The sequence below is a fragment of the Paenibacillus sp. JT31N17 genome (assembly GCF_056269255.1).
In genome coordinates this window covers 101,533-117,535 of the sequence record NZ_JBWDNP010000013.1, presented here as the reverse complement: position 1 = coordinate 117,535, position 16,003 = coordinate 101,533, and the positions used below count along the sequence as shown (strand labels likewise).

The 16,003-nt window shown below is 52.8% G+C and carries 11 protein-coding genes; 4 read left to right on the top strand and 7 right to left on the bottom strand.

The annotated features are described in order from the left end of the window. The 4 genes from AC0YOB_RS29160 (at window position 1) to AC0YOB_RS29145 (ending at window position 1,035) form a co-directional block, all read left to right on the top strand. Entirely contained in the window at window positions 1-132 is a 132-nt protein-coding gene (locus AC0YOB_RS29160) for a sporulation protein YjcZ (RefSeq protein WP_210039908.1), read from the top strand. A 194-nt stretch (window positions 133-326) separates the two neighbouring features. Further along, entirely contained in the window at window positions 327-482 is a 156-nt protein-coding gene (locus tag AC0YOB_RS29155) for a hypothetical protein (RefSeq protein ID WP_210040029.1), read from the top strand. Window position 483: 1 nt separating this feature from the next. Next, window positions 484-651 (top strand): hypothetical protein, encoded by a 168-nt coding sequence (locus AC0YOB_RS29150; RefSeq protein ID WP_475795780.1) that lies wholly within the window; start codon window positions 484-486, stop codon window positions 649-651. 162 nt (window positions 652-813) lie between these two features. Next, on the top strand, window positions 814-1,035 hold the full coding sequence (locus tag AC0YOB_RS29145; protein WP_210039906.1) for a DUF2905 domain-containing protein: 222 nt from the start codon (window positions 814-816) through the stop codon (window positions 1,033-1,035). Window positions 1,036-1,499: 464 nt separating this feature from the next. Here the strand turns inward: AC0YOB_RS29145 and AC0YOB_RS29140 are convergent, their stop codons facing one another. From AC0YOB_RS29140 to AC0YOB_RS29110, 7 genes are all read right to left on the bottom strand, one after another. Further along, on the bottom strand, window positions 1,500-1,676 hold the full coding sequence (locus tag AC0YOB_RS29140; RefSeq protein ID WP_475789052.1) for a hypothetical protein: 177 nt from the start codon (window positions 1,674-1,676) through the stop codon (window positions 1,500-1,502). A 145-nt stretch (window positions 1,677-1,821) separates the two neighbouring features. Further along, window positions 1,822-2,706, bottom strand: a complete 885-nt coding sequence (locus AC0YOB_RS29135) for a carbohydrate ABC transporter permease (protein ID WP_475795779.1) — start codon at window positions 2,704-2,706, stop codon at window positions 1,822-1,824. Window positions 2,707-2,732: 26 nt separating this feature from the next. Continuing rightward, the gene (locus AC0YOB_RS29130; protein ID WP_475795858.1) at window positions 2,733-3,698 is read right to left on the bottom strand and encodes an ABC transporter permease; all 966 of its coding nucleotides are present in this window, start codon (window positions 3,696-3,698) and stop codon (window positions 2,733-2,735) included. Between the two features lie 352 nt (window positions 3,699-4,050). Then, the gene (locus AC0YOB_RS29125) at window positions 4,051-4,893 is read right to left on the bottom strand and encodes an NAD-dependent epimerase/dehydratase family protein (RefSeq protein WP_475795778.1); all 843 of its coding nucleotides are present in this window, start codon (window positions 4,891-4,893) and stop codon (window positions 4,051-4,053) included. 24 nt (window positions 4,894-4,917) lie between these two features. Beyond that, a complete protein-coding gene (locus AC0YOB_RS29120; RefSeq protein ID WP_475795777.1) occupies window positions 4,918-6,141 on the bottom strand; it encodes an enolase C-terminal domain-like protein in 1,224 nt (407 codons plus the stop codon). A 182-nt stretch (window positions 6,142-6,323) separates the two neighbouring features. After that, window positions 6,324-12,431: a glycosyl hydrolase family 28-related protein gene (locus tag AC0YOB_RS29115; protein WP_475795776.1), complete on the bottom strand. Its 6,108-nt coding sequence runs from the start codon at window positions 12,429-12,431 to the stop codon at window positions 6,324-6,326. Between the two features lie 1,633 nt (window positions 12,432-14,064). Further along, entirely contained in the window at window positions 14,065-15,588 is a 1,524-nt protein-coding gene (locus tag AC0YOB_RS29110; protein WP_475795775.1) for a HEAT repeat domain-containing protein, read from the bottom strand. Between the last annotated feature and the right edge of the window lie 415 nt (window positions 15,589-16,003).

Genomic DNA, 16,003 nt, shown 5'->3' with positions numbered 1-16,003 from the left:
ATGGGTTGTGAAGGCGAAGTCGGCGGAGTTGGCTACGGCGGTGCAGGCAGAGGAATCGGAATTATCCTCGTGCTCTTTATTTTACTGGTCATTATCGCTTGCAGTTGCGGATTTGGCGGATTCGGTTACTAATTAATCCCTATGGAACGTTTTCACTGAACACGTTCCGTACTTGTTAACCTCCCTAATAGACCCGCTCTGCGGGTCTTTTGCCGTTTCCCCGGCAAATCATTTTGCTTCCCGGCCGCACACTGCTGATTTGAATTTGGATAATGTTCCATAAAGTTTTCCATACTAGCTTTAATCCCGCGAATGGAGTGATCATTTTGCCTAAAGAAAAAAAAGAAGAACATGAACCGACTGTCGCGCCTGAGATGGATACTCATAACTCCCTTGAAGAGGAACCGACCGAAGAAGAACGGGAGCGAGGCGACTATACAGAAGTGACACGCCTCTATCTCGATCGGACTCCGGAGGATTGATATGAACAATTCCGTCCTCTTCTTTGTCGGGTTGTTCCTCGTCATTGTCGCAGGAATTCTTTGGACAACAGATACAAACCGGGCTGTCGTGTCGATCCTCGCGATCGTCGGCATCATCGCTGCCGTTGCCGGCGCTGTATTGCATCTAAAGTACCGAACAAAAACTTAAAGCATATAACCTTCGTTTGTCAGGTCGTTTGCAATTACCAAGGATGAGCAGTACATAAACGAACCTGTTTGGAATTAGAGCTGCTGCCGGTTTGATCCAGAGGATTTGAGTCCGGGATAGACCGGCTTCATGCGCAAGATTTTCAGGATAGGAGACTTCCTCATGAACAGCGTTTCCAAGTTTCTCATCGTTGCCGGTGTTGTCATAATCGGGATTGGCTTGATATGGGCTTTTCTAGGCAGGTTTATTAACCTGGGCCGATTGCCGGGTGACATCGCTGTCGAGAAAGGGAATTTCAAATTTTACTTCCCGATTGTTACCTGCATCGTGATCAGCGTCGCTCTCACTTTAATTTCATACCTCGTTCGCTGGTTCACGAAGTAGATCATCTCCTTCTCGGGTCAACCGTCCGCATTCATTCTTTATACTCAGCTCCATTGTGTCCGTCGGACATAAAGGATGTACGACTTTGATCCGATTTTTCCCAACTTGGACTTCTTTACCTGATGCTTCAATATCCCGGGTCCGGGAGAATTTACGGCTCAAATCACGGTTGTTACTAGATCATAGATTGGAGTTAGAAAATCTGTCGCTTCGAAGAACAATCGCTTCTCTCCGTGGGTTGGGCAAAAGTCCGATGACCGGTCTGATGAATTAGAAAATGGAGAAACCACGGTATTCCTATTATAGTTAGCGCAGAGGAAGTAGGGAGCCTCAAAAGCCTTCGGAACTATTCGAAAATTGCAAAGCAACGCGGCATATAAAATAAAGAAGGCTGCCACTCGGCAGCCTCCAGGCATTAAATTAACCTGTTTCACATGAGCTTGACAGGTACATTCTCTCCGTTTTTACTTATCGATGATCTCATCCAGTGATGATTGTGTATCACGCTTCAATATCTCGGCAATTTCACGATCACTTTCATTTTCACCTTGAATGGCTTTCGCCGCATCTGCCTGCTGCTTCAATTGCTCTTCAATTTGCCCGATACCATGAGCCTCTTGATGATTACGGCTTGATGTCATAGTTGTCACCTCCCTCAACATTCCAGGGAATTCCCCAACCATTATTATGCGTTGTTTGACAGGGAATTATGACTTTGGTTAGATTTCCATACATTCTCGTTTAGTTATATTATAGTTCGTCCGTGGATGCTTTTCAGCCGGACTGTCAGCCTTTGACCGCTCCGACCATCAAGCCCTTCACGAAATATCTTTGCAGGAATGGATAAAGGAATATGATTGGTCCAATCGTAACAACGGTAAGCGCCATCTTGATGGACTCCGAAGGAATCTGAGCGGAAATCCGCTGCATATCCATCGCATTGCTGGAGCTTTTGAGGAACTCCACATTCGAGACCAGCGTCCGCAGCAGCAGCTGCAGAGGCTGCAATTCCTGCTTGTCGACAAACATGAGACCGAGAAACCAGTCATTCCAGTAGCTCAGGGCCATGAATAATCCGACCGTCGCCAGAACCGGTTTGGCAAGCGGCGCGATCAGCCGGAAGAAGATCCGGAATTCGCCGGCTCCGTCCATTTTGGCCGATTCATAGATATCCTCCGGAATGGAGAGCAGGAAATTGCGGATCAGAAACATATTGAACGCATTGGCGAGCGGCGGCAGTATCATCGCCCACAGCGTATCCTTCAGATGCAAATAGTTGACGCAGATAATGTACCAGGGCACGAGCCCGCCATTGAAGAGCATCGTGATAATGACATAGATGGATAAAATATTGCGGTATTTGAACGATCGCCTTGCCATCACATAACCGCCCATACTGGTCACGAGCAGGGACAGCAGCGTTCCGGCCGCGGTGACGAGCAGGCTGATTCCGTATGCGTCCACGATCCGGTTGGAGCCGAGCAGCAGGATCTTGTAGGAGTCAAATGTGATATGCCGGGGGATCAGCGCATAGCCGTAATTGACTATATCATTCTCCGTGCTGAGCGAGCCGCTGATCACCATGATGAACGGCAGCAGGCAGGAAAGGCTGAATAACGAGATAATGAGAATAATAAAAGCCTGACTGAAGGAAAAGCTTTTGCTGTGCACGGCTTGTTGCCTCCTCTATCGTTCATTTAGAAAATGGCTGAATCCTTATCTACTCTCCGCGCCGCATAGTTGCTCCCGATTACGAGTACAAAAGCCACCACCGATTGAATGAAGCCTGCCGCGGACGCCATGCCGATATCTCCGGATTTTCTCAGGCTGCGGTAAACCAGTGTATCTATGACATCCGTTGTCGGAAAGAGCAGCGACGCATCGCCAATCATGGCGTAGAACATCCCGAAATCGGCGTTCATAATCCGCCCGACAGCAAGCAGGGTCAGGATAATCACCGTCGGCCTCAGCATCGGAATGCTGATGTAGCGGGTCTGCTGCCAGCGTGATGCGCCATCGATGGATGCGGCTTCGTAATAGGAATTGTCGATGCCCGACAGCGCTGCCAGATAAATAATCGTTCCATAGCCGGTCACCTTCCAGCGCAGCGTCATGGTTAGAATAAAGGGCCATAATCCCGCTTCGCTGTAAAAATCAATAGGAGTGAATCCCAGCGATTCAATAATCCGGTTGACGGCCCCGCTCTCATAGTTGAGCAGATTGTATACGAACACCCCGACTACGATCCACGAAATGAAGAAAGGCAGAAAGGTGAGCGATTGCGTAACCCGCTTAAAATATTTGTTGCGCACTTCATTCAGCAGCAGCGCAAGTCCAATCTCGAACACGAGACCGACCGCAATAAACAGCGCGTTGAGCAAAATCGTATTGCGGATCGCCCGGTAGGCCGCCGAGGAAGAAAACAGATAATCGAAGTTATTAAACAAGGGACTCGCCCATTCGCTCCCGAATATCCCCTTGCTGAAATCAAAATTTTTGAAGGCGATGACAAGCCCTGCCAACGGCAAATAGTTAAACAGGAACAGCAGGACGGCAACGGGCAGGAACATGAGCAGCAGAGCGCGGTTATTTATCAAATCCCTGATCAGCCCCGCGCTTTTTTTTCTGAGCGGGCTGCCTGCCTGCTTGGTTAGGGGGTTCATCATTTCTTCATCTCCTGTCTCTTGTTACTTTAATGATAACGAATCGGGAAAAAGGGGACCATGAGTCAGAATTAAACTTTGTGGTTCAGATTTGGCTTGTTCCGCAGGACGGAAAAAGAAGAACGGCTGCGCATTTGGAACAGTCCTTCGATATTCGCAGGTGCTGCAAGCGCGTCTACCGCTTCTCACAGTTTGTCGCCGTCCTTCGGCGGCCCCGTTAATTAGTTCTCTTAGATAGATAGGCGTGAAACTTATGAAATCTGCAGGGCGAACAAAAAAGCTGCCCCACCACAAGGATGGGACAGCTACAAGCGTTGTTTATATTGCTATACACTTACAGGGTTAAAACCCTTTATTCCTCAATTTCCGTCCAGGAATGCTCGGCGCGCCAGTTCAACATGCGGCATGCCTGCTCGTTGCTGACCAGTGCTTCCCTTGCCTCGAACCGCTTGCCGCGGATTTCAACCCCGGGATAAAACTCGGCTAACAGTCGCGCTGTTTCCCAGTCACTCAGCGTATCCGGGGCGGTAATATTGAGCGATGCCGAGCCGCAGTTTTCTGCCTGGAGGGAGGCCAGGCAAGCCGCCGCGGCGTCTCGGATGTCAATATAGCTCCACAGAGTCCGTTTATGCCGCCCGGGAGTGCGGATACTCGCTTCCATCGCCCTGTATTCCTCCGGTCTTATGATCGTCGAGAACCGGAGCGACAGTACCTGCATTCCGTTCCTGCGGTTGAACATGTCTCCGGTCTGTTCGTTCACAACCTTGGACAAACCGTAGCATTCCTGCGGAAGCTGGGGGTGGCTCTCGTCCACCGGCACATAGCGCGGATCAAAGGGCGCTGGTGCCCAAGCAAAACCATATGAGGATTCGCTGGAGCCGATAACCGCTTTTCTGATCCCAAGCACGGATGCCGCCTCCAGCACGTTATAGGTCGAAATAACATTATTGGAAAAAATATACTCATGCGTATAACTGACCGGAGCGGGAATGGCTGCCAGATGGATAAGCGCATCCGTGCCGGACATCCCTCCGATCACCTGCCCCAAATCCTTCAAATCCACTCTGATCTGCTTGCAGCGCAGCTTGTCGGAACGACGCTCATCCAATGCGGTCACCTGATGACCTTCTCCGAGCAGATGTTCCACAACCGCGTGCCCCAGTTTTCCGCTTGCTCCCGTTACAGCAACATTCATTATTCCGATCACTCCTATGCTGAATTATGGGCGTACCAGTGTACCATCTGCTTTTCGGTCCAGCTTGTAAGGCTTATGATAGGCCGTCCTGCTCCAATCATCCTGAAGCAGGCGGGCCGCCTTCTCTTCATCGATATCAATGCCCAGTCCGGGCTTGCCCGATTGATAAAGGAACCCGCCTCTTCTTTCAATCAGCCCGGGGAAGGCTTCGCGCTCCGCTTCTTTAAAATGATTGATTTCCTGTATGCCAAAGTTCCATACCGCCATATCCAGATGGACGGCTGCGGCCTGATTGACCGGATCGTTCTCTCCGCCTTCCTGCCAAGCCGTCCGGACGCCGAAGGTCTCGCATAATGCAGCGATCTTCCGGCAGGCGCTGATTCCCCCGGCCTTGGATACCCGCACGCGGATAAAATCAATCAGGCGCTCCTTGACGAGCTCCGTCCATTCCTGCGGATTGCTGAACAGCTCTCCGACTGCCTGCGGCGTCGAGCTTTGCTGCCTGAGCTGGCGGTACCAGCCGATCTGCTCGGGCGGCAGCACATCCTCAAGGAAGAACAACTGATAAGGCTCCAGGCGCTTGGACAGCTGTATCGCTGCGATCGGATGCAGATGCTCGTGCACATCATGCGTGAATTGAACGCCCATACCGAAGGTGAGACGCAGTTGCTCGAACATTTGCGGAATCGCATTCAGGTAAGCGGCTTCGTCAAAAACAGGGCCGCTGCTCCAGGGCTGCTCCGGACGGCGCACCCCCTCCCCATCCACGAATCCTCCGCCCCCGTAGGAGCCAAGCTGGCAGCGGACAACCGAATAGCCTTCCTCCAGATAGCGGTGAACCTCATCCTTCAGCTGCTGCAGATCGGATCCGCCTGCGTGGCCATAGCACGGAACGGCAGCCCTGCATGCGCCTCCCAGCAGCTGATAGACCGGGAGTCCCGCTTCTTTCCCTTTAATATCCCACAGCGCCATATCGATGCCGCCAATCGCAGTTTGCAGGGTGCTGCCGTTTCTCCAGTACCCGCTTGTATACATGGTCTGCCAGATATCCTCGATCCGGGAAGCATCCCGGCCGACGAGCAATGGCCCCAGCAGCTGCTCAACGATCTGTACAACAGCCTCGGGATTGTACATGTCGCTCGCCGATCCAATCCCGTATAACCCTTCCTGATCGGTCAATACCTTGACAATCGTCCAGCTTCCGTCGCGCCGGGTGCGGATACATTTCACTTGTGTGATTTTTGCCACTTGCGCTTCCTCCGTTTCCAGACTTTTTTTAACTTATAAAATTCGTATATTCGTATTGGCTCACATCTGCAGAATTCTATAAGTTCTGAAGAGAGAAGCAGCTCCCGTCGCCTGAATACGGCAGAAGCTGTTTCTTCTTATGCTGTCTTCTTTTCGTTGTGCCTGCTTCTTTCCGAGATGCTTTACGGATTGATCAAAGAATAGATCCGGTAGAGAAGCACAGCCGCTTCGGCGCGGTTCAGATTAGCCTTCGGATGAAGGTGGCCGCCGCTGCCTTCCACGATGCCCGCCTTCATTAAGGCGGCTATGCTTTCCCGTGAATATGCTGCTGCAGCGCCAGCATCCTTATAACCGGTCAAATCCGCTGCCTTGCCGGCCGACAGCTGCAAGTCGCTCAAGGCCAGCGCCCGCTTCAACAGAACCATCGCGTCTTCCCGGGTAATCGGCTTCAGCGGCTCGAAGCGGCCGCTGCCGGAACCAAGCGTAATCCCCAGCGCTTTGCCAATGCCCACTGCCTCATAATAATAGGCATCCGGCTTCACATCGGCGAAGCTGCCTGGCTCAGCAGCGGTAAGCTCAAGTGATTTGGTCAAAAGAACGAGGAAATCTGCTCTCGTGATGGAAAGACCCGGGGAATATCGATCAGCCGATATCCCTTCGACTATTCCCTTCGCTGCAAGCGCTTCAATCTCCTGCTTCGCCCATGGATAACGGGACAGATCCTTAAAGCTTTTCTGAACGTACGCGACGGCATAAGTGCTGAAATGTCCGGTTTTGAATACCATCTGACTATTCTTGCTGTCAAAATGACCATTCTGGACCGGCTCGGCTTCACCCTGCCCATTGATATACCATATAACAAGCTTGTCGGTATCATTCCTTTCTTCCGAAGTCGGCTCATAAGGAATTGACACGGTTACAGCCGTATCCGCACTGCTCCAGGCTAGCGGCTTACCGTCAACCTCCAGATGAATGTTCAGCAGCGGATGGGTCCCGATGCGGGCTTGAATATCGCTGCTTAACGCGGCCACATCCGCCTTCTCCAGATAAATCACAATGGTACGGTCTGCGGCATCGAGCAGGGCGTCATCAAGCATGGTGCCGGGAAGCTCCAAGGTTCCCAGGGCAGTCGAGATAATCAGGTGCATGCTTAAGGCGTCTGCCCGCAGCAGACCAACCGGCAGCTCCACAGCATAGCCCTTGACATCCGCTTCATCCGTCAGCTTCAATTGAAGCCGCTTGATGCCGTCCTGATCCGCTGTCGCAAGCTCCAAGGCCTTGTCGAATACCTCCTGCGTTACCGCTGCCTTGGCGATGCCCCCTGCCAAGTCCATCACCGCATCCGCCGTGATGATGACTGCTCCCTCATCATCGAGCTCAACGACAGGCTGGGCTGCACTCGCTGGGTATTGGGGAGATGATGGATACGGGTTGGTACCCGGATCGGTTCCTGGATCTGTTCCCGGATCTGTCCCTGGGTCTGTTCCCGGATCTGTCCCCGGGTCTGTTCCCGGGTCTGTTCCCGGGTCTGTTCCCGGGTCTGTTCCCGGGTCTGTTCCCGGATCTGTCCCCGGATCTGTTCCCGGATCTGTTCCCGGGTCTGGATTTATCCCCGTGCCAAGCTCCTCAAGCACCGATTTCAATCGGGTTTTAACCTCTCCTTCGGGCAGCGGGTTCACAAAGTTCGCCGCGGCATCCAGATGGGTAACATCCGGGTACTGGCGGACTTCTTCCACCGCAGCTTCCGCAGCTGCTTCTGCGATAGCCCAGTAGCTGCCGCTCAACAGATACAAGTCGCCGAACAGCGTCGCATCCTTGCTTGAGCCTATTCCCTGGTTGTATTCCATAAAGGCGTTTCTGCCCTCGGCGTCATTCTCGTTCATCAGCAGCGAGAATCCGATAGGAGCACCCGGGGTAAATACATAGTCAGGCGAATGCAGAGCTGCAAATGGAATCTTGATGTCATAAACGGTTGTTCCGTCCTCGCGTGTAATGGCCGCTTCGGCATCGTCCAAATCTCCCGTGTCCACACCGGATGGGGCTCTCCAGCGCCATTTCGTTACGGTTCCATCATTGTGGAGCGCAAAACCCAGTTCGTTCACATTTTGGCTTGCAGTACCATCCTGTCTGGACAGGTCGATCCCCACCTGGATACTGTCGCCCTGCCAGATATCCACACCCGTCCAGTTCTGATACTGACTGTCGTCACGGACACGGATTTTCATATACAGGTTGGACTCATCCCATTGCAGCTCGGCATGCGCGCTGAGATCATCCACCCCGTTCCAGCTGCCGCCCAAGCTGATATATTGATTAGCTCTGTCGATATCGACAGCCGGCAGCGTTCCCGCATCCCCGCCGCCGTCAGCCAACGGGTAGGCAAGCGATTGACCCACTCCGGTTGTCACGACATAGGACATCCCATCATCAAGGGTTATTTTGAACTTGGCGCTATCGCTGGCGAGGAAGGGCAGCTTGAAAGTCAGGCTCTCGCCATATCCAACGCCTTCGAAACGGACCGGAACCCATTTACTTGCAATTTGCACGGGCTCCATCAGCTCAATCCTGCCTTTCATCGGCTCCAGCTGGGAGACATTGCGGAAGGTAAGCGTGTGGTTCCACTCTTCCGGATGAGCCGGGTCGACCGCCTTTTTGGATAATTCCAGCGCCACCGGCGTCAGATCCGTTCCGCTGACCTTTCCGCCCGAATGATCCTCCAGCTTGATTCCGCCCTTGAACAGGTTCGCGCCTTCACGGAGCGCCACAATGTCAGGACCGGCATAAATATGCGTCGATCCCGCCTGTTGGAAGTTCGAATCGTATAATGTGATTTCTCCGCCCAAGGCATTGACGCCCCTTGCGCCGGAAACGGTGAAATTGCTCTGCTGCAGATTCACTTTTCCCGAGAGCGCGTCGACGGAGCGGGTCGTATCGCCCCACATCGATGTATTGAAGAAGGTAGCCTCGGAGTCAAATCCTTCATCAACCGTGATATAGACCTTATCCGATGTGCTCATGGACACCAGCTCCGTGTTGATGAACGTCAAGCCGCTGTCTCCCGCCGCCTCCACAAATACACCCTTCTTGCTTCCATCGGTGCCATGACCGAGAACAACAGCCTCGGGGCCGACCCCATCCTGCGCCACAAAATGAATGCCGTACTGGGAGCCGTAAACGAAGGTATTGAAAATCGTCTCCCCCTCTGTATGCCCGATACGGAAAGCATCCAGATTCTCCTTCTGGTAATTCCAGACCACGTCCTGCTGCTCTCCCGGCACATGGTTGGGATAAGTGCTTCTGGAGTAATAATGCGGATTAAACTGCACATTCCGCATGATTCCGCCGCTCGCTCCGCCGCCCAGGTAAATGCCTTCCTTCAGCGGTGAACCGGCAACGTAGTCGATATAATGTCCGCTTGTGTCGTAGCTGCCGAAGTCAATGCCCTGATAAGGATTCACAAGCGTTGTGTTGATCGCATATACGTCGTGGCCTTTGCCCCGAATCGTCCAGGCGTAAGGCTTGACGCTGCTCCAGTCCTGCTGGTCGTAATAGACCGAGATTCCTCTGATACCGCTGCTGCTCTCAAGCGTAATGAAAGCATCCCCGTCCGGGGCGTTTTCGCCATAATTGGTGAAAATAACGCTTCCTCCACCGATCGTGTGATGAGGTACATCCCAGGATCCGCGAAGCTCAACGCCGCTTGGAACGGTAAGGGCTTCATTAATCCGGTAAGTTCCGGCCGGAAAATAAACCGTTCCACCGGTGCCTGCAGCATCGGCTAACGCCTGCTTCACCGCTGCGGAAACATCGGCCATCCCCTGCTTGTCGGCATTATAGGGCGCAGCGGTCACGTCGAAGAGCGCGCTTGCCGCCGGTTTCGGCTGTGCTGCAATATCCGTCTGAATATCAGCCGGCATGGTTTTCAGCTGAATGTTCCCATTCTGATGCACATTCAAATCGGCTGCATCGCTGTCATCCTTAATGTCCAGCTCGCCTTCGTAACCGGAATTAATGGTATTCACCTTTTCCACGCTTTCGCCTAAGGACAGATGGTGATCAGGCAGGCCAAATCCGGTTTGACCCAATATGACCGATCCAGCATCCGCTTTAATCGCATACGCGCCTCCAGCATGATCCCAGTTCGCAATGGTACTGTTTTCGAAGGAAATCACGCCTGTTCCTTCATTAACTACAGCATTGCGGGGATTGCCGCCCACCGTCACCGTATTGAACTGGACAATGGAATGGAAGCCAGATGTGGCGTATATGGCCATGGGGTTGTCGCCGGCATCGGCCAGAAACTCGCTGTTCGAGATCAGCAGCCCGTAATCGTTGACGCCTTCAATCTTGAGCGCCACGTTGCAGGAATCGATATGAATGCCGTACAGCTGCGCATTTGCCGTCTCCAGAGAGCCGGTTCGGGTCGTAATGCGCATGCCGGTCTGATAACCGGAAATATGAACATCGGACATATACTCCCAATCCGATCTGCCCATCACGATGCCTTCGGCATGCGTTGTCATGTAGGCAAGCAGCTCCGTTCTCGCAGGAGCGCCGGCCAGCCCGGAATTGGACCAGTAATCAGGCGACAGCCTGATCCCCTCCAGACGGCCGATATCGGTCGTGTAATCCAGGAAAATACCGGTTTTCAGTGTCGTCCCGTACAAATTATGGATATAATGCAGCTCATTCCAGACCGGACCGATTTTGATCCCGTTATAGGAATTGACCAGCGTAACATTCTCCACTGTCGCATTATCGCCGGTCAACTGCTCGACGGTCCAGGGATAAGGCGTGATATCGCCCGCCGCCTGCTCCGGATACCAGATGGAGAGGTTCGTAACCCCGCTGGACTGCTCAAGCTGGATGAAGCTTCTTCCATTCTCTTCGCCTCGTCCGCTGTATGAGTCCAGAACGGTTCCTTCCACTCCATCGGAAGAATCGGGATTAGCCCAATCCCCGCGCAGAGTGACTCCTGTCGGCACAAGCAGATTTCCCGTGATTTTGTAATGGCCGGCCGGGGCAAAAACAACTCCGCCTCCGTCATTGCGGGCCGCGTCAAGCGCGCTTTCGAAGGCTGCCGTGTCATCGGTCACGCCGTCGCCTTTTGCGCCGAAGTCCGTCACCTCATAATTCGCGATTACAATATCCTTCGTATCGTATTGGGTATCGATGACCTTGGTCTGGCTTCCCACGCTCACCCGCGGCTCCTTGGTCACCTTTACCGAAGCAATGGACAGATCCGGATTGCCGGGCACGGTTCCCGCACCCTCCACGCCGATGCGAAAATCGGCGCCGTTCGCCCGATTGGCGAATTTGGCATCGCTTAATTTGACCGTATAGCTTTTCCATTGATTGGTATCCGTGTACGTGAACAGCGGCGCGTCCTTGAACGCAGCCGACAGCGCATCATACTGCAGCACGATGCTGCCGTTGCCTTTATCCAAATATTCAATTGTCACAAAAACATTCTGATCCTGATTGTCAAAGAGATACTCATCCGAAACATTCATGTAGAAATACAGAGTGCCGGGACTAGGCGCGGCCTTATTCGTTTTCCAGTAGCCTTTTCCCGCTAATTCTCCCGTTTGCAGCCCTTCCGGGTAATCGCCCGCATTTGCCGTTATGCCGTTTGTTACAGGCACCTCGCCAAGCATTATCCCGACGCTGTTGTCTGGCTCAGGCGGGTTTTTGGGAGTCTTGATCACATTGACGGAAGCTACCTTCAGATCCGTATTGGTGCTGGCGGAGGCTCCGCCTCCTTCAATGCCCAGCCGGAAATCGGCACCGTTGGTCCGGTTGGCGAACCTGGCGTCCGTCAGATCAAACGTATGCGTCTTCCATGTCTTGGTATCCGTGTACGCAAACAGAGGCGCATCCTTGAAGGCTGCGGATTCCGCATCGTATTGCAGAACCATCTTGCCGCTGCCTTCATCAAAATATTCCACCGTTACCTGGACGTTTTGATCGTGAGTATCATGCAAATATGTATCGTCCACATCCATGTAAAAATAATGAGTGCCAGGCGCTGCTGCCAGCTTGTCAGTCTGCCAATAGGTGATTCCGGTTACGGTACCTGTCCTTAGGCCATCCGGATTGTCGCCTGCCCAGGCATGAATTCCGCTCTCCGTCACTGTTTCCCCGAGCGTTATACCCGCATGGTCAGGCGGAGCATCCGCATGCACTGCTGCCTGGACGGGAATTCCGCCCGCTATCATCAGCACAATAAGAATTCGCGCCAGCATCGTCTTCGCAGACAGCCGGGCCATGCGTCTGAAGCTGTTTGTCATCACATCTTCCTCCTTCGTTTTCAACTCCCTTCCATTATAAGGATTGTTTGAAAGCGTAAACATAAGACGTTCCTAAACTATGCAGTCCGTTCTTGGCTTATGTTACGTTATGGAGCGGATATCTGGAGCAAAAAAGAACGATAGGTCCTCTCCTATCCGCATTACAGGATCGATCTGCCAAGGATTCCGGGTTCCTGCAGCTTCCACCCGTCCGTAATGAGCGGATACACTAGTAACACGTGGTTACATTCATGCCGCGCGTTACCACATATACCACCCTGTCTGATTGGTATGTGAGATGAAGCAGACTGTATTCGGAAGGAGAACATGCACCGCGTGTACGAAGGTTTTTCCTTGCTGGAGCTTCTTTTGGGTCCCGGCACGAGCCAGAGTTATACTGCAGCAAGGTTTTTACTGTTTACAGGGCCGTAACCCCCGGCTTCACCGCGTCTACGAAGGTTTTTTCTTGCTGGGGCTGCTTTTGGGTTCCGGCACGAGCCAGAGTTATACTGCAGCAAGGTTTTTACAGTTTACAGGGCTGTAACCCCCGGCTGCACCGCGTCTACGAAGATTTTTTCTTGCTGGGGCTGCTTTTGGATCCCGGCACGAGCCAGAGTTATACTGCAGCAAGGTTTTTACTGTTTACAGGGCCGTAACCCCCGGTTGCACCGAGTGTACGAAGGTTTTTCCTTGCTGGAGCTTCTTTTGGGTCCCGGCACGAGCCGAATTTATAGTACAGCAAGGTTTTTTTTGTTTACAGCACTGGAACCCGCGGTTGCACCGCGTGTACGAAGGTTTTTCCTTGCTGGAGCTTCTTTTGGGTCCCGGCACGAGGCCGAAGTTATACTGCAGCAAGGTTTTTACTGTTTACAGCACTGGAACCCGCGGTTGCACCGCGTGTACGAAGGTTTTTCCTTGCTGGAGCTGCATTTGGGCCCCGGCACGAGCCGAAGTTATACTGCAGCAAGGTTTTTACTGTTTACAGGGCCGTAACCCCCGGCTGCACCGCCTATACGAAGGTTTTTCCTTGCTGGAGCCGACGGTTGCAGCGTATGCAGCGTATGAGCGCATCCACTAGTTAAAGCAGCTTGAAAACAAATAGAGCGCTTGGGAAAGGAGCAGCATAAACCGCTATTTCTATTGCTGGATGAACGCTGTCTTTGAGAGCCGAACAACGAAATCTTAAAGTGTATACTGCCCTTCACAAGTGATCGCAATCGATACACCGCAGGCAATTAATTGATAAGTTTGTCCTTCGTTTGGCCTTCGTTTGGTCTTCGTTTGGTCTTCGTTTGGTCTTCGTTTGGTCTTCGTTTGGTCTTCGCTTGCTAATCGTTTGCCGGAACCAGGAGAAGATCAAAAAACGGTAAACGTTTGAAGTAGCGGCCCACGGCTTGAAGTCCTGAACGCCATCACGATGCCGCCCATCGGCCTCAAAATTTCAACACGGCATACAGGTGGAATTTTCATATGGAAGGAACACATCGCAAGATAAAAGAAAAAGGCTGCCAAGAACATCGCTCTTGACAGCCTTTCCGAAAACCGGGTATTCATCTCAGTAGCCAGTGGCATCGCAGCCAATTGTCGCGTGGCGCGATCTATGGCGTACGACAGCGGCCAGTCACGATTGTCATTACGGGTACCACTCGTTTTGCGGGGAAGAGATGGCGCACCAGCGAGTGGCGAGCAAATAATCGAGCAGGATATCCGTCGCTTCCGGCGTTCCAATGCGCCGCAGCGCTTCAGCCGCATGGCCGCGCACATAGCGGCTGTCGTCGTCAAGGGCATGAACCAGCTGCGGAATAGCCGGCTCCGCTTGCGGCCCTTTCTTGGCGAGCGACAACCCGGCCCAGAAACGGACCTGATGGTCCTCGTCGCCGAGTGCCTCAATCAATGCGGCGGTAACCGCCCCGCTCTTCTCTGTCACAGACAGATTGCCCAGTACCTCAACGGACGTGCGGCGGATTACGGCAGAGTCATTTTTCGTCAAGCCGATGACCGCTTCCGCTGCCTGATCTCCGGAGACGCCCAGCTCACCCAGCGCAAAAGCCGCAAGATTCACGGTCAGCTCCTTCCCGTCTTCCAGCAGACGAATCAAACCTTCCGCTGCCGACGGACCCGATGCGCTCAGCGCATAAGCAGCCGCTTCGGCAATCTTCTTGTCCTCGTTCTTAATGGCATTAAGCAGAATCGCTGTTCCGGCTGTGCCATCTGCAGCAAGACCGTAAGCAGCATTCAGGCGGACAGGTTCATAGCTGTCCTGCAGAGCGGCTTCCAGCAGCCGGCGAACGCGTCCGGCATCCTCATCCGCATGCAGACCCAGCTGGTTTGCGGCTTCCGCTCTGACGCGCCGGTCCTCGTTCCCAAGCTGCTTCTCAAGCTCATTCAGATCCGCATTCGTGCTGTCGCTCTTGCGCCCTGACAGATAACCGCCTTTACCGGCCAGCCAGTTCCAGTTGTTTTCCCACAGCAGATCATGCCGGTCCATTGGAATATCAAACCCAGCAGGCGCATGCCACTCTGTATCCGCACAATCCCAGGTAGGAGCAGTGGGAGCCTCCGTGCGCATAAACTCGAACTTCAGCATATAACGCTGTTGTCCCATCATATTGGCGTTGGAGCGATGCCAGATATCGTAATGAATCAAGGCAAAGGTTCCTGCGCTGCCGCTTGCTTTGCCTTCCCACTCGTTATCGTCATTCTCAAAAATCCGGCTCTCATGATACTGCGTGCCCGGCATGACGCCTGTCGGCCCCAGCTCAAGCGGCGTATCCTGCGGGAAATACATAATCATGGCCCACCAAGGCTTGTGATTGCGCAGTCTTTTATAACCCCAGTAGCTGTCCTTATGCCAGTTGCCGGGAACCGGATTTTTGTTCAAATGGCCGTAACGGTGCGTGTGCATCATATAGTTCGCTCCCAGAACACTGGTCAACGCGCCTTTGATCACCGGACTGTCAAAAACCACCTGCAGCTCTCTGATGCGCGGAAGCAAATTATTGCCGGGGTTGCCTTCCTTCTCGTAAACGTAATCCAGCTGGCCCAACAAACGCGAATGAAATTCGTCGGAGAAATCGGTTTTAAGGATCAAGAAGCCCTGTGAGATAAATGTTTTCATCTGCTCGTCGTTTAATAGTTGAAGCGCTTTCTGTTCCATGGGTCACCCTCGCTTATCATTAAAGTTGGTTCCCTTCTCGCCTTGCCGGGAACGATGTCCTCATTATACAGCGGAGGCAAATAACATAATATGAACGTTACTATGATGCATTTGCACAATACTTAGATTAGAGAGGCTGCCCACCGCCTTTTGAATACAAGATTTCCCCTCTATATTCACCGCCCCATTGTCTTGCCAATGCCATCACGGAACAAGCGAGATACTGTTCCATAAAGGCATCAGCGAGAGAAGCTAACCCCCTCATCCATGCCAGCCAGGCCGGAATTGATTGCGGCTCTGTCATTGTACGGAGATAGCTCATATACGCAAAGCCGCCTCCAGCACCACTTTGCAGGCGGAGACGGAGGCGGCTTACTATAAGAAAACTCCTATCATGTGCGTCAGAAAGCCAGAA